The 24,582-nt window shown below is 57.7% G+C and carries 19 protein-coding genes and 1 other RNA gene; 11 read left to right on the plus strand and 9 right to left on the minus strand.

Annotated elements, in window-relative coordinates; all coding sequences use genetic code 11:
- Positions 1-12: 12 nt before the first annotated feature.
- A complete protein-coding gene (locus M017_RS0118145; protein WP_031499564.1) occupies positions 13-831 on the minus strand; it encodes a Wzt carbohydrate-binding domain-containing protein in 819 nt (272 codons plus the stop codon).
- On the opposite strand from M017_RS0118145, the gene M017_RS0118150 reads away from it, so the two are divergent.
- The 6 genes from M017_RS0118150 to M017_RS0118175 are packed head-to-tail and all read left to right on the plus strand — an operon-like array spanning position 824 to position 9,384.
- Positions 824-2,170, plus strand: a complete 1,347-nt coding sequence (locus M017_RS0118150; protein ID WP_080507925.1) for a right-handed parallel beta-helix repeat-containing protein — start codon at positions 824-826, stop codon at positions 2,168-2,170. The two genes, M017_RS0118145 and M017_RS0118150, sit on opposite strands and share 8 nt — an antisense overlap.
- Entirely contained in the window at positions 2,167-3,468 is a 1,302-nt protein-coding gene (locus M017_RS27920; protein WP_051670418.1) for a methyltransferase domain-containing protein, read from the plus strand. Before M017_RS0118150 ends, M017_RS27920 begins: the two co-directional genes overlap by 4 nt.
- Positions 3,465-4,802 (plus strand): neutral/alkaline non-lysosomal ceramidase N-terminal domain-containing protein, encoded by a 1,338-nt coding sequence (locus M017_RS0118160; protein ID WP_031499567.1) that lies wholly within the window; start codon positions 3,465-3,467, stop codon positions 4,800-4,802. Before M017_RS27920 ends, M017_RS0118160 begins: the two co-directional genes overlap by 4 nt.
- A complete protein-coding gene (locus tag M017_RS0118165) occupies positions 4,802-6,328 on the plus strand; it encodes an alkaline phosphatase D family protein (RefSeq protein ID WP_031499569.1) in 1,527 nt (508 codons plus the stop codon). Before M017_RS0118160 ends, M017_RS0118165 begins: the two co-directional genes overlap by 1 nt.
- Positions 6,329-6,370: 42 nt before the next feature.
- A complete protein-coding gene (locus M017_RS0118170; protein ID WP_272945406.1) occupies positions 6,371-8,515 on the plus strand; it encodes a patatin-like phospholipase family protein in 2,145 nt (714 codons plus the stop codon).
- A complete protein-coding gene (locus tag M017_RS0118175; RefSeq protein WP_031499571.1) occupies positions 8,515-9,384 on the plus strand; it encodes a glycoside hydrolase family 5 protein in 870 nt (289 codons plus the stop codon). Before M017_RS0118170 ends, M017_RS0118175 begins: the two co-directional genes overlap by 1 nt.
- 599 nt (positions 9,385-9,983) lie before the next feature.
- Here the strand turns inward: M017_RS0118175 and M017_RS30440 are convergent.
- The 4 genes from M017_RS30440 to M017_RS0118195 all read right to left on the minus strand — a co-directional run bounded on the left by M017_RS30440 (position 9,984) and on the right by M017_RS0118195 (position 15,344).
- Complete coding sequence (locus M017_RS30440; protein WP_272945395.1) at positions 9,984-10,109, minus strand: hypothetical protein; 126 nt, start codon at positions 10,107-10,109, stop codon at positions 9,984-9,986.
- Between the two features lie 482 nt (positions 10,110-10,591).
- Positions 10,592-11,995, minus strand: coding sequence for a DUF1501 domain-containing protein (locus tag M017_RS0118185; RefSeq protein WP_031499572.1), 1,404 nt, complete (start codon positions 11,993-11,995; stop codon positions 10,592-10,594).
- An 11-nt stretch (positions 11,996-12,006) separates the two neighbouring features.
- Positions 12,007-14,454, minus strand: coding sequence for a DUF1553 domain-containing protein (locus M017_RS0118190; protein WP_051670420.1), 2,448 nt, complete (start codon positions 14,452-14,454; stop codon positions 12,007-12,009).
- A gap of 74 nt (positions 14,455-14,528) precedes the next feature.
- Positions 14,529-15,344 (minus strand): PEP-CTERM sorting domain-containing protein, encoded by an 816-nt coding sequence (locus M017_RS0118195; protein WP_080507926.1) that lies wholly within the window; start codon positions 15,342-15,344, stop codon positions 14,529-14,531.
- A gap of 203 nt (positions 15,345-15,547) precedes the next feature.
- Between M017_RS0118195 and rnpB the strand changes: the two genes are divergently transcribed.
- Both rnpB and M017_RS0118200 read left to right on the plus strand, forming a co-directional pair.
- Positions 15,548-15,950: RNase P RNA component class A (gene rnpB, locus M017_RS28000), an RNA gene on the plus strand.
- Positions 15,951-16,334: 384 nt separating this feature from the next.
- Positions 16,335-17,558, plus strand: a complete 1,224-nt coding sequence (locus M017_RS0118200; protein WP_162179970.1) for an MFS transporter — start codon at positions 16,335-16,337, stop codon at positions 17,556-17,558.
- Positions 17,559-17,572: 14 nt separating this feature from the next.
- Here the strand turns inward: M017_RS0118200 and M017_RS0118205 are convergent, their stop codons facing one another.
- From M017_RS0118205 to M017_RS0118220, 4 genes are read right to left on the minus strand one after another with little or no spacing between them, the layout of a single operon-like run.
- The gene (locus M017_RS0118205) at positions 17,573-18,238 is read right to left on the minus strand and encodes an IPT/TIG domain-containing protein (RefSeq protein ID WP_031499576.1); all 666 of its coding nucleotides are present in this window, start codon (positions 18,236-18,238) and stop codon (positions 17,573-17,575) included.
- A 6-nt stretch (positions 18,239-18,244) separates the two neighbouring features.
- The gene (locus M017_RS0118210) at positions 18,245-20,152 is read right to left on the minus strand and encodes a hypothetical protein (RefSeq protein ID WP_031499577.1); all 1,908 of its coding nucleotides are present in this window, start codon (positions 20,150-20,152) and stop codon (positions 18,245-18,247) included.
- Positions 20,149-20,895, minus strand: coding sequence for a glycosyltransferase family 2 protein (locus M017_RS0118215; RefSeq protein WP_080508024.1), 747 nt, complete (start codon positions 20,893-20,895; stop codon positions 20,149-20,151). Before M017_RS0118215 ends, M017_RS0118210 begins: the two co-directional genes overlap by 4 nt.
- 16 nt (positions 20,896-20,911) lie before the next feature.
- Complete coding sequence (locus M017_RS0118220) at positions 20,912-21,637, minus strand: class I SAM-dependent methyltransferase (RefSeq protein ID WP_031499579.1); 726 nt, start codon at positions 21,635-21,637, stop codon at positions 20,912-20,914.
- Between the two features lie 48 nt (positions 21,638-21,685).
- On the opposite strand from M017_RS0118220, the gene ftsY reads away from it, so the two are divergent.
- The 3 genes from ftsY to M017_RS0118235 are packed head-to-tail and all read left to right on the plus strand — an operon-like array spanning position 21,686 to position 24,308.
- Positions 21,686-22,603 carry a signal recognition particle-docking protein FtsY gene (gene ftsY, locus M017_RS0118225; protein WP_031499580.1) on the plus strand — a complete coding sequence of 306 codons (918 nt, stop codon included), beginning with the start codon at positions 21,686-21,688 and terminating at the stop codon, positions 22,601-22,603.
- Positions 22,581-23,714, plus strand: coding sequence for a bifunctional diaminohydroxyphosphoribosylaminopyrimidine deaminase/5-amino-6-(5-phosphoribosylamino)uracil reductase RibD (gene ribD, locus M017_RS0118230; RefSeq protein ID WP_238325943.1), 1,134 nt, complete (start codon positions 22,581-22,583; stop codon positions 23,712-23,714). Before ftsY ends, ribD begins: the two co-directional genes overlap by 23 nt.
- The gene (locus M017_RS0118235; RefSeq protein ID WP_031499582.1) at positions 23,715-24,308 is read left to right on the plus strand and encodes a riboflavin synthase; all 594 of its coding nucleotides are present in this window, start codon (positions 23,715-23,717) and stop codon (positions 24,306-24,308) included.
- The last annotated feature ends 274 nt before the right edge of the window (positions 24,309-24,582 follow it).

The raw sequence follows: 24,582 nt of genomic DNA on the forward strand, positions 1-24,582 counted from the left end.
TACGCGTGCTCTCTAGGAAAGTTCCGCCTTCGCACGGAGATTCGCGACACCCGCGGTGTAACGTGTGTCGGCGACCGAGAAACTGATCGCATCTTCCATCCATTCGTGCCAGACCCCATTGGGATCATGCGAGGCGGCTGTGACCGTGTAGCTTTGCGGGCAAAGCATGCACTGGAAGCGGAAGGACACCGTACGCGTGTCCCCAGCGGCCACCGGGCCGAGCTTTAGCGCTTCCAGTTCCGTATTCGTTCCATAGACTTCCATGCCGATACGGGTACGGATCATGATTCCGATGACGGGATCCTCCACTGCCGCGTTGTAGCGGACCTCGACTCGCAAGCAAGCGGCTTCTCCCGACTGGAGCAGCGCAGTCGGATGATTGTGGTGATCGAGCGCCACCACGGAGAGGATCTCGGCGCGTCCGTCGCCCCGGCGGAGGCTGGGATGCAAGGCGGCCGAGGGCTGGGTGCGGAGATGGGTGATGACGCTGGTGATGTAGGCGGCAATCACTTCGCCAGGGTCGCCTCGTTGTGCGAGTTGACCCTGATCGAGCCACCAGATCTCGTCGACCGCGTTGCGGAGCAGTTCCGGATCGGTAGAGGCGACAAGGGTAACCGCTCCCGAGCGGGGGCGCCCGAGCCACTGGAGCCGTGCCGGCAGGTCGAGCGCGGCGAGGTTCGGGCAGAGAATCGTCGAGGCCGGCGCAGCGGCCAGGAGTTGTGCGATGCCAGAATCTCCATGCCCAATGAGCCCGATGACGCTCCCCGAGGGGGCGCTGGCGCTAAACTGATGAAGGGTTCCCGACGTCACATTATCGAAGCGAATGGACATTATTCTCAGGATAGCGGTGCTGGCGCTCGCGGGGGTGCTCGCCGCAAAAGACCTTGTCTTGCCGCCGGGCACGACGGAGCTGGACGCTCCGATGGTGCTGGAGGCTGCTGCCGATGGCTTGCACGTCATGGGCGCGCCCGGGGGATCGACTCTGAAGGCCTCCGCGAAGTTCCAAGGTGAGGCTCTTCTAGTCGCGCGTGGCATCAAGAATGTCACGATCGAGCGAGTGAAGTTCGATGGCAACCGGCAGTTGCTGGACCGTCGCTTTCCCATCGCGCCCTACAACAAAAGCTTTGCCGAGTTCTACCCGTTGAACGGAGTTCTGATTGAGCAATGCGAAGGCGTGATCCTGCGGGATCTGGAACTGCGCAATGTGGTGAATTTTCCGGTTCTGGTAAGCCGCTCGAAGCAAGTGCGCTTGCAAACGATGCGGATTGAGTACTCGGGCTCGCGGGACGAAAAGGGCCGCAACAACACCACTGGCGGCATTCTGCTCGAAGATGGGACTTCTGACTTTGAAGTCCGTTTCGTGAAGCTGCGGGCGATTCGCGGCAATGGCATCTGGACGCATTCTCGCTATGAACGGCCGCGGAACCGGGATGGTCTGATCCAGGAGAACGAAGTGAACGGCAGTGCTCGCGATGCGATTCAGATCGGCCATGCGACTAATGTCCGGGTGTTGCAGAATGTGATGGCAAACATCGGCTATCCGGCGGACCTGATCGATGTGGAGCATGGCGGCATTCCGGTGGGGATCGATACCGCTGGCAACGTAGACAACAGCCTCTATGCCGGCAATTTGATGCAGGAAATCAACGGAAAATGTATCGATCTCGATGGCTTCCATGATGGTGAGGTGCGAGCGAATCGCTGCTTCAATCGCAAGCCCGCAGCGGCCTATCCACAAGGGCATTTCGGGATTGTCATGAACAATACGAATCCGGATATGCAGAGCCGCAATATTCTGATTGAAGAAAACGAGATCGAAGGGATGAAATTCGGCGGAATCTTTGTGATTGGCCGCGGACATGTGATTCGCAAGAACCGGATGCGCTATCTGAACATGGCGAGCTGTACGGAGAGCCATGGCAAGGGTTTTGAGTGCTATTTCGGAGAAGATGAGCCGGATCTTTTGCGCAGCGGCATCTATCTGGGGAAGGGCGCGGAGCGTCCGGACCGGACGCGCGATGTGGTGATCGAGAACAATCTGATCACCGGCTACAAAATGAAAGAACGCTGTGTCGGACACTCGCCGCTGGTCGATACCGCCACTGTCACGATTCAACATAATATCTGCGTCGATGTCGACCCGGAGATGCGAGGGAAGCAGGCAAAATGAGTGTGGCCGAGACGATGCGCGAGGACTGGAACCGCCGCGCCAAAGAAGATGCGCATTACTATGTCGCTTTTGGCCGCCATGAACAGGATGAGGCTGAGTTTCTGGCCACCGGCGCCGATGTGTTGCGTGGTCTGCGCGGAGAAATGAAACGCGGGCTGCCAGGGAAGAATCCCCGGGCCCGCCGCGCACTGGAGATCGGCTGCGGTCCTGGCCGTCTGATGAAACCCCTTTCGCAGGACTTTGGTGAGATCCATGGCGTGGACGTCTCCGATGAGATGATCGCGATTGCTCGCCGCCGCTTGCAGGCGATTCCTCACGCGCATCCCCATGTGGGTAGTGGCGCGGATCTGCGCCAGTTCGCCGACGAAAGCTTCGACTTCATCTACAGCTATGCCGTCTTCCAGCACATCCCCGATCCGGCGGTTGTGATGTCCTATTTGCGGGACGCGGCGCGGGTGCTGAAGCCCGGCGGACTGATGCGATTTCAGGCGAATAATCTCGATGCCGAACGGACTTCGGCGGCCACCTGGCATGGTTGTTCGATCAGTGCCGAAGACGTTCGTGCCTATGCGGCGGAGCACGGGTTGAGCTTGCTGGCTCTGGAGGCGATTCGTACACAGTACATGTGGGTGACGCTGCGCAAACCGGCAGGCGAGGGGCGCCCGTCCACTGCCGCGATCCGGATCCGGCGGATTACGAATAGCGAATCGAGCGAGCCTGTGGCTCCGAATCGTGGACGCTACGCGGCGCTCTCGCTTTGGGTGGAGCACTTGCCGGCCGACGCCGATCTGTTGCGCCTCACGCTTGCGGTGGGCGGCGAGCGGGCGCGGCTTACTTATCTCAGTCCGCCTGAAATGGATGGCCTTGTGCAACTGAATGCCGTGCTGCCTGCCGGGCTCTCAACCGGGCTGCAGCCGCTACAACTCCGCATCGATGGGGAACTGAAAGCCGAATCAAGTTTTCGGATTATTCCTGCGCCTCCCGCGGTACCACGTCTGGTGGAGGCGGTGGATGGGATGGACTATCTGTCGGGCCAGCGAATCATCAGTGGTTGTGTGAAGCTCTTTGTCGAGGAGTTATTGGAACCCGAGAGCCTGGTGGCCACCATTGACGGGGAGCCCGCTTATGAGTACTCAATCCTGTGTACGGACCCATTGCCGCCGCGCCATGAAATCAACTTCCGCATTGCGGCCGAGGCAGGTGTCGGATCGAAAATCCTGCGTCTTGAGGCCGGCCGTCGCCTTATCGGACTGGTTCCAATCGAAATTGCTCCCGCTGAAATTTCCGAGGTGAAATGATGATGCGTTTGATGCTGTTGTCGCTGGTTGCCGTGCTCTGTGCCGGCGCGCAGGGATGGAAGGCAGGTGTCGCAAAAGTAGACATCACGCCGTCCGGGCCCATCTGGATGGGCGGCTACGGCGCTCGCAATCGCCCCAGTGAAGGCGTGCTCCAGCCACTGTATTTGAAGGCGCTGGCGATTGAGGATGGCAAGAAGGGGCGCGTTGTTTTTCTGACTGCCGATCTGATTGGCTTTCCGCGGAGCGTGGCCGACGAGATTGCGATTGCGGCGCTCAAGCGCTATGGACTGCAGCGCAATGAGCTGGTGATCAACGCTTCGCACACGCACTCCGGGCCCGTGGTCTGGCCGAATCTATCCACGATGTATCCGATGAACGATGCGCAGCGCGCGAGCGTCGAAGCCTTCACCCGTAAGCTCGTGCTGCAGGCTGGCGAGGCGATTGGCGCGGCGCTCGGTGCTTTGCAAAATGCCTCTGTCGAGTATAGTCGTGGGAGCGCGGACTTCGCGATTTACCGCCGTCTGCCGGATGGCCAGGGAAATTACAAGCTTGCCCCGAATCCAGCGGGTCCTACGGACCATTCTGTGCCGGTTTTGAAGGTGATGGGCAAAGAAGGCAAGCCGATTGCCATCCTGTTCAGTTATGCCTGCCACAACACGACGATGACCGGAGAGTTCTACGAACTGAACGCTGACTATGCCGGCTTTGCACAAGCCGAGTTGGAGCAGCGTTATCCCGGCAGCGTCGCTCTCTTTGCCACGGGATGTGGGGGCGATCAGAATCCCAATCCGCGCAGTTCTCTCGATCACGCCAAGGAGCACGGACGCGCACTGGCTAACGCGGTGGCCAAGGTGGCCGACGGGAAAGGCGAGGTGTTGTCCGGGCGGATCCGCAGCGGCTTCCACCTGATCGAGCTACCGTTCCAGCCCTTTAGCCGTAGTGATTTTGAAGCAGAACTGAAGTCGCCCAACAAGTACAACGCTGCCCGGGCAAAAGACATGTTGCGGGCGATGGACAACCGGACGATTCCCCGCAGTCTGCCCTATCCAATTCAGGTCTTGAAGCTGGGACAAGCCGATATCGTCGCGCTGGGGGGCGAAGTGGTGGTGGGCTATTGCCTGCGGCTTCGGCAGGAGACGGGGAATGAGAAGCTGATTGTTTTCGGCTACTCCAATGACGTCATGAGTTACATTCCAACGCGCCGGCAAGTGGAGGAAGGAGGCTATGAGGGCAAAGATAGTTTTGTTTACTATGGCCAGCCTGCGCCCATCTCCGTGAATGCCGAAGACATGATCATCGACCGTGCGAAGGCGCTCTTGAAGAAGGTGAAGTAATGAATCGTCGCAGCTTGTTGGGGAGCCTGCTTGCTCCTGCGTTTGTGCGGGCAGAAGAGTCCCGGCCGCAGATCACACATGGCGTGCAGAGTGGAGATCCGGATCTTGATTCGGCCCTCGTATGGGTGCGCGGGGATCGGCCCAGCCGGATGTGCATCGAGGTGGCGACGGATGAGCAGTTCCGCAAGGTGATCCAGCGGATTCGCGGGCCGCATGTGCTGGAAAGCAACGATTACACCGCCCGGCACGTGCTGAGCGGTCTGCCCAGCGGAGCAGATCTTCACTATCGTGTGACGCTCGAAGACTTGCGCGAGAGCCGGGCTTTGAGTGCGCCTGTTGCCGGTCATTTGCGTACGGCCTCGATGACGCCGCGCAATCTCCGCTTTCTTTGGAGTGGCGATATGGTGGGGCAGGGCTACGGTATCAATCCCGATCGAGGCGGCATCCAGATGTTCAGCCAGATGCTCTCCCGGCAACCGGATTTCTTTCTCCACTCGGGAGATACAATCTATGCCGATTCGCCTTGTCCCTCGGAGTTTAAGACCCCCGACGGCGTGCTTTGGAAGAATCTTGTCACCGAAGCGAAGAGTAGAGTGGCAGAGACGCTCACCGACTTTCGGGGCTGCTACCAATACAACCTGCTCGATGAAAACGTGAAGCGTTTCAATGCGCAGGTGACGCAGGTTTGGCAGTGGGATGACCACGAGGTGCTGAACAACTGGTCGCCGTCGAAGGATCTCAGTAAGAACAACCTCTACGGAGAGAAAAGCATCGCGTTGCTGGCCTCCCGCGCCGGACAAGCCTTTCGTGAGTATGCGCCAATGCGGCGCAATGCTGTTGAAAGCGAGCGGGTGTATCGCAAGATCAGCTACGGCCCGTTGCTCGATGTCTTTCTCATTGATATGCGAAGCTATCGTGCTGGAAACAGCTACAACCGGCAAGAGACGGAAAGTGATGAGACCACTTTTCTGGGTGCGGAACAACGCGCCTGGTTGAAGCGGGAACTGAAAGCTTCGAGAGCCGCATGGAAGGTGATTGGCAGCGATATGCCGATCGGTCTGCTGGTTGGCGATGGCAAAGACGCGGCGGGGCGTCCGGTTTTTGAAGCGGTGGCAAACGGTCCGGGCCCCGTGCTGGGACGGGAGTTGGAGATTGCGGACTTGCTGCGTTATCTCAAGCAGGAGAAGATTCGCAATACGGTTTGGCTGACGGCTGACGTGCATTACACGGCAGCGCATCACTATCATCCGTCACGCGCCAGTTTCCAGGACTTTGATCCATTCTGGGAGTTTGTCAGTGGGCCGATGAATGCCGGGACGGGGAGTCCCGGTACTACTGATCCTAGTTTTGGGATTGACGTTGTATTCTCAAAAGGTGCGGAGAAGGGTAAATCGAATGCATCTCCGGCAGCAAATTTACAGTTCTTTGGTGAAGTTGAGATTGATGCGCGCACGAAAGAACTCACTGTGACGCTACGGGATGTTACGGGAGCTGGCCTATTCACGCAGCGCCTTAGAAATAGCTAAACCATGTTCTTGCGAATCGTTTCCTTCAGCGCCATTCTGGCGATGCTCTGTCATGGGCAAACGCAAACTCCGAAGTCCAGGCCTCGCGTAGCTCTCGTTCTGGAAGGAGGCGCCGCCCTTGGATTTGCGCATATTGGAGTTTTGGAATGGTTCGAAGCGAATCACATCCCCATTGACCTGATCACTGGGGCCAGCATGGGCGGTCTCATCGGCGGCTTCTATTCCATCGGAATTCCTCCAACCGAGATCCGGGAGATTGCGCGGACTGCCGATTGGGCCATGCTACTGGGAGGCGAAACCGCCTTCGCCGATCTCGCCTACCGCCGCAAGCAAGACAAGCTCGCATACCCGAACCGGATTGAGGTCGGGATTACGCGGAAGGGTCTTTCGTTGCCGCCCGGCTTGAATGATGGGCATCAGATTGGCCTCCTGCTGAGCCGTCTGACGCTCGCTTATCCGCCGCTGCAAAGTTTCGATGAGTTGCCCACCCGCTTTCGTTGTGTGTCCGCAGATCTGGTGAGTGGCTCAACCAAGGTGTGGGATTCCGGGTCGCTGAATGAAGCGTTGCGGAGCACGATGTCGATTCCTGGAGTCTTCTCGCCGGTGCGCAAGGACAATGCCGTCTATGTGGATGGAGGAACCCTCGATAACCTGCCTGTGGATGTGGCCAAGAAGGTGGGGGCGGATCTGATCATTGCTGTTCATCTCAGCAAGGGGCCGGTTGACCCGAAGAGCTTGAGCAGTTTCGGGGAGGTGATGGGGCGCAGCATCAGTGTAATGGTGGGTGCTGACGAGATGAGAACGATTCGCGAAGCGGATATCGTGCTGGTGGCCGATCTGGCGCAGTTCGAATCGACCGCCTACCACCGCAATCAAGAGATTGTCGATGCCGGAGTGGCGGCGGCTGAGGCAAAAGCGAAGTTGTTGAAGCGTTTTGCGCTGGACGATGCCGCCTGGGCAGACTACCAACGGACCCGTGCCCAAAGAACGCGCAGCGTGCCCCCTTCCTTCTCGAAGGTGGTGGTGGAAGGGCCGTCCCGGGATACAGGGGGCGCGGTGCAGGAGCAACTCACAGCGTTGGTGCAGCATCACGCGAGCATCCAGGAAATTGAAACCGAGCTGACCAAGACCGTTGGTCTGGGCCGTTACGCCAGCATCCGCTACCAACAAAAAGCCGGTGCAGCTTCTCCGGAATTAGAAGTCGTGATGACCAAGAAGGAGAATGGCTCGATTGTGATGAACCCGGCCATCGAGATCAATGGTGTGGACACGAGCAATACCCGCTTCTCGATCGGAACTCGTATTACCTGGCTGGACATTCTCGGGTACCGGAGTGAGTGGCGTAACGACTTCTGGTTTGGCGCTCACTTTGGAGCCTCCTCGGAGCTCTACAAGCCTCTGCGCCGAAACAGCCGCTTCTTTGTGGCGCCGCGACTTTATGTCGATAGCAATCCCTTTGATTTCTATCTGTTTGGCAGCCGCCTGGCAGAGTACCGGCTGCGGCAGCAAGGCCTGGCTCTCGACACGGGCATGAGTCTGAATCGTTTTTCGGAACTGCGGCTTGGCTATCAGTTCAATTGGATCCAAGCAAATCTGCGTGTGGGGCTTCCCTTGCTTGGGCCGCTCTCCATCCATCGGGATGCCGTGACGCTTCGCTATAACTACGAGGGCCAGGATGATGCCGTTGTTCCGAGACGTGGGATTCGCTTCAATTCACGTGCGGAATACTATCCCAATCTGAGCAATTCTTTCAGCGGCTATGGCTTGGCGGAGGCGGCATTCCAGAATTTCATTCCCATTTCAAAACAGAACTCATTGCTCCTGGGGGCCTCGGCAGGAGGTACTGCGGGTCCGCTCCGGTCGAGTTTCTTCACCTTCTCGCTAGGAGGGCCGCAGCGCCTTGGCGCCTACGGGCTCAATGAGATTCTGGCGCGCAACTATGCGATGGGAACCTTCGGCGTGGTGCATGAGTTGAAGAGCCAGCCCTCGCTACTTGGGAGCCGGGTGTATTTGGCAGGCTTCGGGCAGTTTGCACGATCCCGCGATGTGTTTGACGACGTTCGTTTCCCTATGAGTGCGACCGGTGCGGTGGTCGTGCGCAGTGCTTTCGGACCGATCTTTATCGGAGCCAGCATGGGGGACTCGGGTCATCGCAAATGGTTCTTTGGAGTAGGCCGGCTCTTCTGATGCTTGCTCCTCTTGCCACCAGTGGACGATCGATTGTCGATGCTGGTACGGGGCTTCCCGTGTTGTTACGCGGTGTGAATGTGAGTGGCATGGAATATTCGCCATATGCCTATGCGGGGATGAACCCGGACGAACTGCGTCTGGTGGTGGAGGGCTGGGGCTCGAATATCGTGCGGATTCCCTTTGTGCAATCCCTTGTTGTTGCGGGTACGGGATCACGGGACTACATTGGGGAATTAAAGACAATCGTACAGTGGTTGGCGGATCTGGGTGCTTACACGATTCTTGATTTGCAATGGCTCGATCAGGAAACCGTGGTTGGTCCGGGTGAGAACCGGGTGCCTCCGGAACCAACGAACAGCTCAATCGCTTGCTGGGACATTCTGGCGCGAGAATTCCACGGTGTGCCGCATGTGATTTTCGATCTCTTCAATGAACCACACGGCATCCCGGCCTCCCGTTGGGTGGACTGGGCCTATGTACTTGCTGGGGCGGTGCGGAGCGTGGAGGAGAGCCGGGTGCTGATGGTGGGTGGTCTCGATTGGGCTTATGATCTGCGGGGCGTTGTGCTCAGCTTGCCAAATCTTATCTATTCCACGCATGTCTACCGCGTGAAGGGGAAGGATTGGGATGGGGCTTTTGGCGACCGTGCCCGGGAAGTGCCGGTCTTTGCCGGGGAATGGGGCGGCGGGGACGATGATCTTCGTTGGGGAAGCAAGCTGGCCCACTACTTTGAAGAGCGCGAGATGGGCTGGACTGCATGGAGCTGGCGTGATTTTCCGCATCTGCAGCAGGACGGAGTTGCTACCCGGTTCGGCTCGCTGGTGCGCTCCTTGCTGCTGCGTCCAGGGAATCTTTTGACGCCTTAATAGGTAGGAACCAACACCCGGTTCGGGAATCGGATTTCTGCATGCGATTGGAGCGATACCGATCCAGATACTCGACGATCAGTCTTCGCATCGCGAGAGTCCGCGTGGCGCGACACGGATTACATTGCCAGCTTTTAGCGCTGATAGCCCGGGAGGATCACCATGGATTTGGGAGACTGAGTCCCCGCCTCGCAACTGCAGGGAGGCCGACGGAGTTCTATTGTCCCTGGTGTTCCAGATAGGGTTGCTCAGTGATCTGAGCTAGATTCTCGTGACGACTAGTTAGATTGGCCGGTGCACCGGGGATTCGATTCGCAACTGCCGGATCGAGGCTGCACGCGATTCATCCGGATGCCGAATGACCTGACCCAATCCCCAGCAAGGGATACGGAGAGGGGGCTTTGCATCACGCAAACGCAGCCGATGGCAGCAATTCTCGATAGTCACGCGCTTTAGCAGAGGCCAGAGAGCGCGTAGTGGTGATGACGAAGAAGACTCAAGTTGCACATGGTTGTGGACAGTCTGGAATATCTGTTGGATCTTCATCGTACTCCAGCAAGTGACGGGAGAGCTTGTCTGGGTGGGCTAGCGTGATACAGTCAGCAGCAGCCGAGGTCGTACACGAACATGGCATCGAACTGGAAGCTGTCAAGGTTGGGACTCATCTCGGATTGGCCGGTGTAGCCCTGGTCCACCCAGGCCAGAGGGACATTCTCTCCGGTCATATGCTGGATTTAGGCGGCCAACTCACTGGCTTGGGCAAGACCCTATTCCTCGGCAGGGTGACATGAGGGCCAATAGATGCACCCTGGTGCCTTTTCTTCTCTTGGCTCCGCCGTCGCCACCAAGCGCCCCACTCTCCATCATCGACTGCAGAGTAGGCCTAGCGAGAATCGCTGCTGTCGGTCGGCCTTGCGCTGCGCTTTCACTCGAAGTCATGCGCAAAAACTCTGCGCAGATCCAACGTTGCGGCTGCAGGTACATCACCTCCCAATGTGGCAGATCATTCGGCATCCACCGCCAGGGTCACCAGTCTTAACGATGGAGCGAAGCCCGGTGCAGCCCTCTCGCGGATCCAAGTTCTGCTGCGGTGTGGAGTTATCCATCAATGGCAGATAGAAACCTCCACTCTTCGTTATTGCGATCGGTCTGGCGTCGCCTCCCGAGGCCAGACCGACCTCAGCGTCTCAATAAGGAATGACTGGCTCTAGGCCAGAATCTCCTTGATCACTTCGCCTTCCACATCGGTCAGGCGCATCTGACGGCCATTGTAGGGATAGGTGAGCCGTGTGTGATCGAAGCCCAGACAATGCAGCACGGTCGCGTGCACGTCGTTGACGGACTTCTTATTTTCTTGCGCCGCGAGCCCGAATTCATCGGTGCTGCCGATGATGCTACCGCCCTTGACGCCACCACCAGCCATCCACATCGAGAAACCATAGGGATTGTGATCCCGGCCATCCATGCGCTGGGAGATGGGCAGACGGCCGAACTCGCCGTGCCAGATGACCAGTGTCGAATCGAGCATGCCGCGCGCGGCAAGGTCCGCCAACAACCCGGCAATCGGTTTGTCGGTTTCGGCGCAATGCAAGCCATGATTCTCGCGCATGTCCCAGTGCGCATCCCAGCTTTCCTGGAAGTTGCCGCCACCCGAGAAGACCTGCACATAACGGACGCCGCGTTCCACCAAACGCCGCGCCATCAGGCACTGCTTGCCGACATACTCGCTGACCTTGTTGTCGATGCCATACATGGTCTGTGTGGCCTGCGATTCCTTGGTGAGATCGACGGCGTCACTGGCCTCGGTCTGCATCTTGTAGGCCAGCTCATAAGAGGCGATGCGCGCGGAGAGTTCGTTGTCGTGCGGATTCTTCGCCAGGTGCTCTTCGTTCAATTTCTGCAGGAAGGCGAGCCAGCGCCGCTGCCGTGCGTCGTCCATGCCCTTTGGCGGTTTGAGGTCGACAATCGGGTCGCCTGTCGACCGGAACTGCGTGCCCTGATACGCGGCGGGCATAAAGCCATTGCCCCAGTTGGGTGCGCCGCCGATCGGTCCGCCACGCGGGTCGCTAAAGACCACAAATGCCGGCAGATTCTGATTCTCTGTGCCGAGGCCATAGGTCACCCAACTGCCCATGCTGGGATAGCCGGCCTGGATGAATCCGGTGTTCATCTGGTACAGCGCCGGTGCGTGGTCGTTCGACTTCGAATACATGGAGCGGATGAGCGCGATCTTGTCGACATGCTGTGCCACGTTGGGAAACAGAGTCGAGACATCCATGCCGCACTGGCCGTGTTTCTTTGTCTCCCACAAGGACGGCATGAGACCGCCCGGCGTGCCTTGGGAGGGAGTGATATCTTTGCCCGGGATGGTTTCGCCTGCGTGTTTGACCAGATAAGGCTTCGGGTCGAAGGTATCGATGTGACTCACCCCGCCGTAGCAGAAGATCGAGATCACACTCTTCGCCTTGGCAGGGAAGTGGGGCGCACGCGGAGACATAAGCGAGGCGCCCGAGGCGGACTCGGTATGAAGCAACTGCGCTGCCGCCATTCCGGCAATGCCACCGCCGACACGGTTGAGAAGCTGACGTCTTGACCAGAAGCGTTGATCCATGGCGTTGTTCCTTAGAGAATATAAGCGAATTCGTTGAGATTGAAGAGCGTCTGGCAGAAGTCCACCAACGAGGTGTCGCCCTTGGCGAGGAAGGCGAGCGCCTCTTTGCGCTCCGTCGCACTGGGCTGCCGCGCCAGTGCATGCTCGAAAGCAAGTGAGATCAGCTTGTTGTGATCACCACCTGATTCCGTGGTGAGGCGTGCGGCAAAGCGCTTGGCGTGGAGGCCGAAGAAGCTGTTGTTCATCAGCATCAGGGCCTGGGGGGCTACTGTAGACCGGGTACGCCGAGCGCAGGAGCCGATCGTGTCCGGCTTGTCGAAAACCTCGAGCATCGGCAGTGGAATACTACGCTTGGAGAAGACATAGATGCTGCGGCGCCAGGTGGAGGGATCGTCGTCTGGCTTTCCGTTCCAGGTGCGTTTGGAGGAGGCCTGAAACAGCGACGGATCGATCCAGGGGAAGATCGCCGGGCCACCGACGGTAGAGTCGAGTGAGCCGGCGACTGCCAGTACGGAATCGCGAATTGCTTCCCCTTCGAGACGCACTCGCGGCATGCGCCACAGTTGGCGATTCTCCGGGTCCTTGGCGAGATTTGCTTCGATGTCATTGCTTGCCATGCGATAGGCGGCAGACATCAGAATCAGCTTGTGGATCGGCTTGACCTGCCAGCCATTCGACATGAATTCGACGCTGAGCCAATCGAGCAATTCGGGATGGGTGGGCCGCTCGCCCATCTTGCCGAAATTGTTGGGCGTACGCACCAGACCTTCACCGAAGTGATGCTGCCAGATGCGATTGATCATCACGCGCGCCGTGAGTGGATTGTCCGGGTTGGTGAGCCACTTGGCAAAGGCCTCGCGGCGATGGCTGGTGGTTGCGCCTTCTGGCGGTGCAGGGAAGGCCCACTCGGTCTCCTGCGCCACACTGAGTACTCCAGGCTGCATCACCGAACCCTTCTGGCTGCCGCGGTGCAAGAAGTATGACGGAGGAGGAACAGGGCCCTTCTCCGTAATCGCCATCGCTGTTGGGAGCGGCTTAGGCATTTGCGCGGCGAGATCTGCAATCTCTTTTTGGAGACGGTCGTAGCGGGTCTTGTCGGCGAGGCTGAAGCGAGCGGGCAGCGTCTCCGGAGTGCCCGAGAGAGTCTTCTCTACCTGGATCACATTCAGCTTCTGGCCTTCCGTTCGTTTTTCTACTGGAGTGGCTAAGGCGGCCTTCATGTAGTCGGGCAGGGCAGCTTTCTTTTCGGCGACATAGGCGTCCTTATACGGCTTGATTAACGCATCGACTTCCTTCTTGAGCGGCGTCTGGAGATCCTGGATTCGCTTGGTTTCCGCTTTGTGCTGGGCGACCTCGTCGGCGCCGACAATGGGGCGTTCCTCGCTCACTGTTGGCCAGAAAACGGCCTGGATGCGGTAGTAATCCTTTTGCGGAATGGGGTCGAACTTGTGGTTGTGGCAACGGGCGCAACCGACGGTCAGCGCCATTAAGGAATTGGAAGTGGTAGCGACTACGTCATCGAGTTCATCGAGGCGAGTTTGCTCATTCCGAATATTGTTTTCCGGGCCGAGCCGTAAAAATCCCGTGGCGATTCTGGCTTCATTCGAATTCGGCCACATCTCGTCGCCGGCGATCTGTTCCTGCAAGAAACGATCATAGGGCTTGTTGCTATTGAAACTATTCACGACATAGTCGCGATAACGCCAGGAATTATCGCGGTCCCGGTCATACTCATAGCCGCCCGAATCGGCATAGCGCGCAATATCAAGCCAATGCCGCGCCCAACGTTCTCCATATCGTGGGGAGGCAAGAAGCCGGTCGACGACTTTCTCCCAGGCATTCGGAGCTTGATCGTTCAAAAATGTCGCGACTTCATCGCGAGTTGGCGGGATTCCAGTGAGGTCGAGGTAGATGCGGCGGATCAGCGTGCGACGGTCGGCCTCGTTAGAAGGAGTGAGTCCGCGTTCAGTCCAACGGGCAGCGAGGAAGCCATCGACAGGATTCGTCTTCGCTCCAGGAATCGCTTTCCGGACCGGTTTCTGGAATGCCCACCAAGCGCGTTCCTGAGGCTTGATCGGCCGGTCTTCCAGGCGCGCCAGTGCCGCATCGACATTAATGGGGCCTAGGTTCGCAGCTTCGTTCCATTCCGCGCCTCCGTCGATCCAATCCTTTAAGACTTTGAGCTGCTCGGCACTCAGTGGTTTATTTGGAGGCATCTGGGGTGCCTCCAAACCTGCGGCAAATCGGTAGATGCGACTCTCCGTCGATTTGCCTGGGACGATTGCCGGACCACGTTCGCCACCTTGCAAGGCGAGTTCTCGCTTGGTGAGGTTGAGTCCTGAAGACACCAAGCCAGTGGCGCCATGGCAGGGAGCGCAGTTCTCTCGAATGATCTGCGTTCCATCCTGGCTGAGCGCAATGGAAATGAGCGAGAAAGAAGCCAATAGGGAGCGCAGCATGCAGACATTATATGCAACAAAACACAAAAGAAAAAGGCCGCCCGAAGGCGGCCTTTTCTAAGTTAAGACTAATCTTACTTCTTACGGCGAGCGTAAGCGAGACCTGCAAGACCCGTGCCAATCAGGGCATAGGTGCTGGGCTCGGGAACGGCGCCAGGACCACCGGTGCCGGAGGAAGAAGAGCTGCTACCGGAACCGAGACCCAATGCACGGAGGTTGTCGAAGAACACTTGGTCACCGCCCCAGCCGCTAGCAGAATCGGTTCCGTTGAAGGTAAACACGATCGAAGTGATGGCTGCGATTCCGTTCGTGTCGCCAGTGGTTGTGTAACCAATCTGTGCACCAGTATTGTTGCAATTGGTGCTGCAGGCGGCATTTTGCGGCAGCGTGGTCTGGTAGGAAGACCCACCCAAACCGTAAATGGTCATGGTGTTGAGCGTGGAGTTATTGCTGAAGTAGTCGATCAGGAAATCTGACACTCCACCGCCTCCAAAAGTGATGGTGATCGTGTGAACAAAGTTGTTCGGGTTGGATGTCACCGGATATGGATCGTTCGCCTGGCTAAAGGTACTGATGTAACGCCCGGTCAGCTGCGCTGCACCGCTACCTGCATAGTACGAGGACTGACCGCTCGAAAGGGAAGCCTGGTTTCCTTTATCGTAGGTGCCGCTCGAAGTACCAGCAGTGGTGATGGTGCCAGCATTGCTCCCTACTGTAAAGGGAATCGAGCTGAAAGCCCCCAGCGGAATCGCTCCAACTGTGCCTGAATCAAAGTCGATCAGCGTGACGCCTGATCCGCTCAGATTGCTATTAGCAGACGTGATTACGCCTGCGTAGGAGGCCGCAGAGACCCCAATCACCAGGCTAAGTGTAGTTAAAAAACGCTTCATTCATTCCTCCATTGTCACAGTACTAAAGTCTTAGCCTGCGAAGTATTGATATTAGTACAAGTTGTCCTTGATCGCAATAGTAAAAACGGAAAAGCGCCTGTTTTGATGCAGATTCGGGGAAACACCCTACATGGACCCTTGCAGTACCTAATGCTAGTACAAATTCCCAATCCGTTGATCGGCCCCATGCTAGCATTACTTTAGTCCTTCTTCGGGCAATCGCTTCATTCCTTGTTTTTTCCAGGCATGGAGAGGAAAGTCCGGTCTCCGTAGGGCAGTGTGCCGGCTAACGGCCGGGCTGGATCGCTCAAAGCGATTTGGACGGAAAGTGCCACAGAAAATATACCGCATTCTTCGATTTCGGTCGGGGTTTGTAAGGGTGAAATGGTGCGGTAAGAGCGCACCGCGGGACGAGCAATCGTACCTGGCAGGGAAAACCCCACGCGGAGCAAGGCCAAATAGGGGAGCAGAGGCGGCCCGTCTCATTACGACTCCCGGGTAGGCTGCTGGAACGGCTTAGTAATAGGCCGTCTAGAGGAATGATTGCCGATTGGGGAGGCTTGCCTTCTCGATCACAGAAACCGGCTTATAGAAGTAAGGACGCAAATGAAAATCCCGCCAATCTGATCGAATCAGGTTGGCGGGATTCTACAAGACCGTTACGCGCGAAGCGACCGGGCCACATTCACAGCGGCTCCAAAGCACTGGGGAGCCGTCAGAATGACCGAAGCTGCGTCAGCAGTCGATCACCTCACGCAAGATCTCGTCTGAATTACAACCATTTAACATTTAGACTGGATCACCTCCTTCCTCAGTGATGTTTTGATCATAGACCCGGCGGCGAGCGCCGTCAAGCCTCTTCCGGGCTCATCCGCAAGATCTTGTGGGGCGACTATTTTTGTGTCTATGGGTAGCCGCGGACATCTTCTACTCACAATTCGTTTTTGCGAGAAGTGCACAAGAAACGACGAGTCCCGCTAGAATCGAGTGGTGGCTTCGCCTGCGACAGCTCCGATCCAGACCGAAGTGGCTCGTCCTCTTTACGGCAATACGAGCAGGCGCTCGTTTCTGGGCTTCTTTGTCATCGGAATCTTGATTTCCACCCCAGCAACTGCGCTGCTGGTTTGGGACTATCATTTCCAGCCTCCCTATCTCTCGATCGGGTTTCACTTCCTTAGCTATGCAGTGGGCGTACTCTGTGCACTGCGGCTCGGGAACTTTTGGCTGGCGATCTTAGGTGCGCATCGGGTGCTTGCTGCTGCTTTGTTGATCGCCTCAGTGGGGATGGCTTTACTCGAATACGCCTCTCCGCCGGCCTCGAGTGCTCTGCGGCACACCTCATTCGCACTGCTCGGACTCGCCCTGGGTGGCATCATTGCCTCCACCTTTCAGCTTATGCAGCGTCTTTATGAGCGCGATCCTGCTGCCACTGTGAATGTTGCCGGTGGCTTGATTGGGACAGGCGCCTTGGTGCCTGCATTGATGAGCGCCCTCGCCTATTCTTGGACTGCCTTCCAGGGTTTCTTTGGATTCCTTGCTCTTGCCCCTGCGGCAGCCGCTGCATTCCTGCTCTCACAGAAGTCCACTGCCGAGCCGAGCCGTCTCGATCTTGGTTTTGTGGCGGCTCTACGTGAATTGCGGAGTCCGGTACACATTCTTTTTGCGGCGCTGCTGTTTTTTGAGACGGCGGCCGAACTCTCGGTGGCGCAATGGGCCGCACTGCACCTGGTGTTGCATGCCGGCATGAGCCCGTCGACTGCGCTGTACTTCCTCTCCTTCTATTTCCTTTCCCTTCTCGGGGGACGTTTTGCTGCGCAGGCGATGTTGCAGCGTTTTCCTCATCGCCGCTTGCTTCTGGCAAGTGCCGCGATGTCCTGGCTTGGGATTCTCATTCTCGGGAGTGCCAGCAACTTTCTAGGCGCAGGGCTTGGACTCGCCCTCTCGGCCTGTGGCTTCTCCTTTGTCTACCCGCTACTGGTGGAGCGCATTGGCAGCCGCTTCCGGGAATACCACTCGAGCATGTTCCACGGAATTTTCGGTTTGGGAATGATCGGTGGTTTTCTTGCCCCCACCGTCATCGCTTTTTGGGCTTCTCTGTCTGGGGAAACCTCGGCGATGACGGTACCACTGTGGTGCAGCTTGCTCGTCTTCCTGTTGCTGGTTCTACTTTGGATTGAGTCGAAGATTAGCGCGAGCCGGTTTCGTCAAGGCTGAAATCGAAGCGGTGCTTACTGGGTGACGGTGAACTCGCGCGAGGCGCTCGTCTTGCCATCCGGATTCTGCACCGTAACCTTGATCTTGCCGGCTTTCTGGAAAAATTCAGGCGGCACAACGGCGGCGAGCTGATCGACATTTCCAAAGCTCGTTGCGAGTTCTTTGCCATCAAAGAAGATTTTCGCTCCGGGCCGGAAATTTAGGCCCGTCATTCCTAGTGCGGAGATCCCGTTCGGCTGCACGTTGAAGCCTTTCCCGGCTAGGGTGGTGTTGGGGTGCATCGTACGGATTTCCGGGGCCGGGCCTGTTTTGGCGAGCACTGTCCAGGTCAGGCTGTTGGTGGTTCGGCCGTCTGGAGTTTCTACTGTGACAACAAAATTCCCAGGCTTTGCAAACATCTCATTGGGCACGAGCGCGGCAAGGGAGGTTCCATCGCCTGAAGAGGTCTCAAGCGGCATCCCATTCATCTTGATCCGCGATCCTTTCACCAGGCTGCTGCCCAGGATGCTCATCGCACTGGCTCCGTTGGGCTGTTGCTGAAAAGGCTGGCCCTCCATCACCTTATCGGGAAGCAGTTTGTCGATCCTGGCTTCCGGTAAGGTCGGCGACTTTTCCTTTTCGCTCACACACGAATTCAAAAACAGCGCGGCCAGCAGAGCCGCCAAGTAGAAGTGCTTCATTCTTTATCAGAGTAGTCGAAATACAACGTATCCGCCGTCATCAAAGAGCACTTCTGTTCCTGGAATTTCCAGAAAGCGCTTGGCCAAACCGGTCTGCAGAAACGCGCTACCGTAGATGGAACCATGGCGGGAGGCGCGATCTCGATCGACAATCACATATTGGAAGCCCTCGGACTTCAGCCGGGCCAGCATTTCAACTGCGTTCTGCACACGTGGTCCGGTATGGACATCGCCGAGCCAGGTATAGGTATAGCCCCCAAACCAATCGCCGTAAGAGGTGCCAGGCGCATAGTAGCGGATGTCATCGCAGAACCAGGTGTATACCTTGTCCCCCAGCTTGGCAGAGTGAGACAGGGCTTGTGTCGCACGGTAATAAGGCAGCACGGCATTGAGTACGCCTTGGGTTGCGGGCCAGGTCACCGGCGGTGGTACTCCATAGCGGACTACGTTGCTTGTCATCGCATAACTGGAGAGCAGCAAAGGCAACAAGAGCAATCCGAGCACTGGCCCTCCCCAACGCCAGCGGGAAATCGAACCCAAGAGCAGGATGGTCCAGATCGGCAACAGGCAGGCCTCGTAGCGCATCACCTGTCCGGAACGGAACCACAATAGGGTGAAGAGGATGCTTCCGAGCGCTACAACCAGGCTTGCGAAATCCAGCTTCCGGCGTCGGAGGACCAGTGCGATCAGGCAAAAGAGCAGCAAGATCAGGAAAGCGGGTCCGAAGCGAAAGGAATCCGCAAAGACGTGGGGCTCGATGATGATCATATTCCAGGGAAGCGCCAGAAAACTCAGCCAATCCCGGCCCACGCCATAGTGTGAATTCACCTCGAAAAGGGCGGGCACGTCGGGGGAGGAGGTGAGGAAGGGAAAGACCGGGCTTCCCGTGTGCTTCCAGCTTCTCGCCCACCAGCCGGCTCCTGCCGCGACCACGCCACCCCCAAGTAAGACGGCTCTTGAAAAGACAAGCGGTAACGAGCGCTGCTTCCAGAAGAACACCACCAGGTCCGCCAGCACAAAGCTGCCTACCGCTACCAGACCCTGTAGTTTGCAGGCAGCAGCAAACCCCAGCAAAAGCCCGGCAGCCAGAAGACGATTGCGGTGCCAGCGCCCACCACGGGCGAGCAAAAGCGACACTCCCGCGCTCAGGAAAGCGGTGAGTGCGAGGTCTGCGTACTCCTGCTGCACGATGTAGCTGAAGATCGGTGCGCCAAACACAAAGCCGAGCGCCGCTAACATGCCCCAGCGAACGCGATAGCGCCGGACCTGCCAGTGAAAAATTCCAAGCAGAATCGCGACGTACTCGAGATTCTGCAGCTTGATCAGATTCGCATCCTGAGTCAACCACCACTGCCGCATATAGAGCAGTACGGAGAGATGCGGTTGCGCGTTGAAGCGGATCCCCTCGTGATAGACGATCTTGTGGTGCAGCATGTACCATTTGGCTGCGGCCATGTGATACATCGTGCTGTCGTATTCGATCACCGGCAGCATGAGATTCGGGACGAGGAGGAGTAAAAGCAGATAGCTCCAACGCCAACGCAGGCGGGGCCATTCTCCGCGGGACCACCATAACCCAAGCAGTCCCTGGATGATCGTGAACGCGAGGAGCCCCTTGCCTGTAAGCCTGCCGAAGACTCCGAAAAAGAAGATCCCGGTGCCCGCAACTCCCATCCCGAGGGCGAGAGCCGTCGCGATCCTCAAGCCCCCTGCCAGGCGTAACTTCAAGAGCCGTAATAAGCCGAGGCCGAAAAGGAAGTCAGCCAGCCAGATGGGAGCACTGGTCAGCAGTGCTTGCAGCGTGTAGCGAGCCAGCAGTACGCCATCGAAGCTTGGCTCGCGCATTTCTCCAATCAGGGTCTCCAGATGCGGTAGCCACCAATCGGGAATCCAGCTCCACTCTGCGGGCGTCACGCCACCGTGCTCGACCCTTGTTCGAGCGACTGTATGGTTTCTGGCATTGGTTTCTCCATCGGGGCAAAGCGATACTTCCACAACGTCCACATCGCGTGGAAGCCGTCCTGCCAGCGGATCTTCTTGCCTTCCAGAATGCCGCGCGCGTTGTAGCGGATCGGCACTTCGTGGATCGTGTGGCCCAGCCGCCGTACCTTTGCGGTGACTTCCGGGCAGAATTCAAACCCTACACAACGCAGCCGCATGGAACGCAGCACATCAATCCGGAAAGCCTTATACGCAGTCGCCTCGTCGGTGAGCCTTGCTTTGTATAAGACATTGGTTGTGAAGGTCAGCAGCTTGTTTGCCACCCAATTGGCGAACTTCATCCCCTTCAAATTGCCTTGGAAGCGGCTGCCATACACGACGGTCGCGGTGCCATCGACGATGGGTTGCAGCACTTGCAGGTAGTCATTAGGGTCATACTCCAGATCGCCATCCTGCACGAGAACGATGTCGCCTGTTGCCTTGCGAATCCCGATGCGCAAGGCCGCACCTTTGCCGAAATTCTCCACGGAGTGGTGCAGTGTGACCAGATCGCGATAATGAGTGAGGAGTTCTGAGGTGCCGTCTGTCGAGCCATCGTCGACAATCACGATCTCTTTCTCGCAGCCTGCAGGCAGGGGGGCCTTCATGACGCGCTCCAGAACCATCGGGAGGACGTTCACTTCGTTGTAGACGGGAATGATGATTGAGATTTTCAACGCGTTCAATCGGATCTTAACGCTTCTCGAGCACGGCGAAGACACTTTGCCCAAACGGCGGCGTCATCGCGTTCTCCAGCTTCTCAAGGATCGGCACGACCTTGCGGTCAAAGAACTCAATTTGTCCTTCGCTCTGTTCTTCGCGTTTCAGTACTTTTGCATTGGCCCACCAGCCAAAGAACCCTACGGCATTCATATAGCGCAACACCGGAGTGGCAAATCCGGCAGCTCGCGCCGTCTGGGCGAAGCTCTTGGTCGTGTAGCGGCGGTAATGGCCCAGATGCTTGTCAATCGGCCCGTAGAGCGACATAAAGGCGGGCACCATCAGAACTGCTTTGCCACCGCGAGGAAGTATCGAAGCGAATGCACGTAGCGTTCCGAGGTCGTCTTCGATGTGTTCGAGCACGTTCAGGCAGACCACACTATCGGGCTCTTCGTCCTTCAGTTGGAGAAATGCCGGATCCATCGCGTCCAGGACATGCGATTTCACATGCGGGTATTCGGCAAATCGCTTGCGATGTTCCGTGATACAGGCCGGTTCAATATCCACTCCGATGACCAGATCCCGATCCGCGATCATGCGCGTAAAGTTGCCGATTCCGCAGCCCACTTCGACAATCCGGCGTCCGAGCGGCGCCATGGCAAGCCTGGCCTGCCATTCAAAATAGTTGACGGCTCGGGACATCCGTTGCTGGTCGCGGACGGTGTAATCGCTGGTGGTAGAAACTTCCGACGGAATCAAACCGTATTCTAACAAGCCTCGCCCGGTTACACTGGATCTTTACCTCACATGACCAGCCTCCTGGACCGCCTCAAGCAGGGCATCCAAAAGACACGCAGCGGACTCGTCGGATCGCTCGATAATCTCATCTACGGAAAGAAGGAGATCGATCCGGATCTCCTCGAAGAACTCGAGTTCAATCTCATCGGTTCGGACATTGGTGTCCGCACGGCAACGGAGATCCTCGACGGGATCCGGCAACGCGTCGAGCGCCAACAACTCTCCGACGCCGGGGAACTCCGTTCTCTCATCCGCCAGCAACTCCTCGAAATTCTCGAAGCCAACGAGAAGCCCATCCTCTGGGCAAGCAAGCCTCCCACCGTGGTGATGATCGTCGGCGTCAATGGCGTCGGCAAGACCACCAGCATTGGCAAGCTGGCCCATCGCTTCAAATCGGATGGCCAGTCTGTGCTCATCTGCGCAGCCGACACCTTCCGTGCCGCGGCAATCGAGCAGCTCGAAGTCTGGGCCAAGCGGAGCAACGTCGATCTCATCCGCCAGCAACATGGAGCAGACCCGAGCGCCGTCCTTTTCGATGCGCTCCAGGCGGCGCAGGCCCGCAACTCCACGCTTGTGCTGGTGGATACGGCAGGCCGTCTGCACAACAAGGCGCATCTGATGGCTGAACTGGAGAAGATGACGCGCACGGCAAGCCGTGTCATTCCGGACGCTCCACATGAAGTCTGGCTCGTGCTCGATGCCACCACCGGGCAAAATGGCCTGGAGCAGGCAAAAAAGTTTACGGAAAGCGCCGGTGTCACCGGCATCGTTCTCACCAAGCTCGATGGAACTGCCAAAGGCGGTGTCGTTGTTGCCATCGCGCGTGAGATGAACCTCCCCATTCGCTATGTTGGAATCGGCGAGCAGATGGACGATCTCATTCCCTTCGAGGCAGATAAGTTTGTTGCATCCCTATTCGACAATTGAGCGCAATCTCGCTCTGAATCCCTACATGCGCGCGGCACTGGACCTCGCGCGAGAGGCCATGGGCCAAACCAGTCCGAACCCGAGTGTCGGCTGTGTCATCGTTCGTGACGAGGTGGTGGTTGGCCGTGGAGCTCACTATTATGCCCAGCGCGATCACGCGGAAATTGTCGCGCTGGCGATGGCCGGGGAGACCGCCCGCAACGCCGATGTCTATGTCACGCTCGAACCGTGCAGCCATCAGGGGCGTACTGGCCCCTGTGCGGAGGCCCTGATCTCTGCTGGAGTGCGGCGGGTCATCGCCGCCATGCAGGACCCCAATCCGCTGGTGGCAGGAATGGGGTTCACGCGTCTGCGCCAGGCCGGAATTGAAGTGGTGATCGATCACGCCGCAGGCGTGGAAGCGGCTCGTATTAATGAGCCTTTCCTGCACTATATGAGGACCCAGCGTCCGCTCGTCACGCTCAAGAGTGCTGTTACGCTCGATGGCAAGATCGCCGCGCCCGAAGATAATGAAGGCTGGATCACGAGCATCTCCGCGCGTACTCACGTCCAAAGTCTGCGCCACCACACCGACGTCATGATCACCGGCATCGGCACCGTCCTGGCGGACGACTGCATGCTCACCGACCGTACGGGCATCCCACGCTCGCGCCCCCTTCTCCGGGTGGTTCTCGATTCTCAACTGCGCTTGCCTCTCTCCTCGCGCATGGTGCACACGGGCGAGCCCTCCGTCATGGTGGCCACTACGACCGCTTCCTCTGTGGAGCGCAGAAATGCTCTCGAGGCAAAGGGGGTTGAGGTGGTTGTGTTTGATGCGGCAAATGGCCGCGTCAGCCTCGAACTTCTGGTTCAGGAGTTAGGCCGGCGCAAGTATCTCTCGGCCATGATCGAGGCGGGCAGCAAGGTCAATTGGGCTGCGCTCGACAGCGAGGTGGTTGACAAGATTTTCTTCTATTACGCTCCAAAGATTCTCGGTGGGCTGCAGTCTCTGCCGGTTGCCGGAGGCCTCGGCAGGCGACGCCGCGCGGACGCAATTCAGATGCGCGACATCCGGCTCCATCCTGTGGCGCCTGAAGAGTTTGCCGTGGAAGGCTGGGTGCAAAAGGACTAAATGTTTACTGGTCTCATCGAAGCTCTAGGGGAAGTTGTTTCCTTCACGCCGCAGCCGACCGGCGCCCGTTTGCGGATCCGTTCCCCCTACATTGTCAGCGACGCGAAAGAGGGAGACTCCATCTGCGTCAATGGAGTTTGTCTCACTGCTCTTGAGGTCGATGCCGAAGCATTTTCCGCAGATCTTGCGCCTGAAACTCTGGCTCGCACGGCGCTCGCGGCGCTTCAGGCCCATGACCTCGTGAATCTCGAGCGCTCTCTGCTCCCGACCACGCGTCTTGGCGGTCATATTCTCCAGGGGCATGTCGATGGCGTGGGGCAGGTTGCGGAGATCCGGCAGCTTGGGGAGGGGAATTGGTGGCTCACCATTCGCATTCCTGATGAACTGCAGCGCTACGTGGTCTTGAAAGGTTCGATTGCGATCGATGGCATCAGTCTAACCGTAGCTGCGGTGGAAGATTCGCTGGTCAGCGTCACGATCATTCCCCACACCTGGACTCACACCAATCTCTCCCGGCGGGTGTCCGGCGACAGGATCAATCTGGAGACGGACGTAATTGCTAAGTATGTCGAAAAGATGCTCGGCACCCGCTAAGTTCCAGCCTAACTTCCTAGATGATTAAAAACATTCCAGCATTCGTTTTGTGTTGCTTCAGACGTGATTCTCTTAACTCCTGAACTGTATATTGGTGAAGGAAATCTCTTGAGATTATGGGTAAATGTGCTAATATCCACGGTGTGAGCGAGTTGGGCGGTGTGGCTGTAACCGCTGGACTTGGTTGGGTTGCGGTTTCATGTGCCGGGTAGATGCACTATCATTCGGTCTCGCCGTGATTCCTGGAAGTGAAAAGCAGTTCCTTTATCGATTC

The sequence above is a fragment of the Bryobacter aggregatus MPL3 genome (assembly GCF_000702445.1).
Lineage (GTDB): Bacteria > Acidobacteriota > Terriglobia > Bryobacterales > Bryobacteraceae > Bryobacter > Bryobacter aggregatus.

Excerpts from the sequence above, each read along its gene's own strand:
- M017_RS0118150 (WP_080507925.1), top strand. The coding sequence starts at position 824 with ATGGACATTATTCTCAGGATAGCGGTGCTGGCGCTCGCGGGGGTGCTC.
- M017_RS0118145 (WP_031499564.1), bottom strand. The coding sequence starts at position 831 with ATGTCCATTCGCTTCGATAATGTGACGTCGGGAACCCTTCATCAGTTT.
- M017_RS27920 (WP_051670418.1), top strand. The coding sequence starts at position 2,167 with ATGAGTGTGGCCGAGACGATGCGCGAGGACTGGAACCGCCGCGCCAAA.
- M017_RS0118160 (WP_031499567.1), top strand. The coding sequence starts at position 3,465 with ATGATGATGCGTTTGATGCTGTTGTCGCTGGTTGCCGTGCTCTGTGCC.
- M017_RS0118165 (WP_031499569.1), top strand. The coding sequence starts at position 4,802 with ATGAATCGTCGCAGCTTGTTGGGGAGCCTGCTTGCTCCTGCGTTTGTG.
- M017_RS0118170 (WP_272945406.1), top strand. The coding sequence starts at position 6,371 with ATGCTCTGTCATGGGCAAACGCAAACTCCGAAGTCCAGGCCTCGCGTA.
- M017_RS0118175 (WP_031499571.1), top strand. The coding sequence starts at position 8,515 with ATGCTTGCTCCTCTTGCCACCAGTGGACGATCGATTGTCGATGCTGGT.
- M017_RS30440 (WP_272945395.1), bottom strand. The coding sequence starts at position 10,109 with ATGACCGGAGAGAATGTCCCTCTGGCCTGGGTGGACCAGGGCTACACC.
- M017_RS0118185 (WP_031499572.1), bottom strand. The coding sequence starts at position 11,995 with ATGGATCAACGCTTCTGGTCAAGACGTCAGCTTCTCAACCGTGTCGGC.
- M017_RS0118190 (WP_051670420.1), bottom strand. The coding sequence starts at position 14,454 with ATGCTGCGCTCCCTATTGGCTTCTTTCTCGCTCATTTCCATTGCGCTC.
- M017_RS0118195 (WP_080507926.1), bottom strand. The coding sequence starts at position 15,344 with ATGAAGCGTTTTTTAACTACACTTAGCCTGGTGATTGGGGTCTCTGCG.
- M017_RS0118205 (WP_031499576.1), bottom strand. The coding sequence starts at position 18,238 with ATGAAGCACTTCTACTTGGCGGCTCTGCTGGCCGCGCTGTTTTTGAAT.
- ftsY (WP_031499580.1), top strand. The coding sequence starts at position 21,686 with ATGACCAGCCTCCTGGACCGCCTCAAGCAGGGCATCCAAAAGACACGC.
- M017_RS0118235 (WP_031499582.1), top strand. The coding sequence starts at position 23,715 with ATGTTTACTGGTCTCATCGAAGCTCTAGGGGAAGTTGTTTCCTTCACG.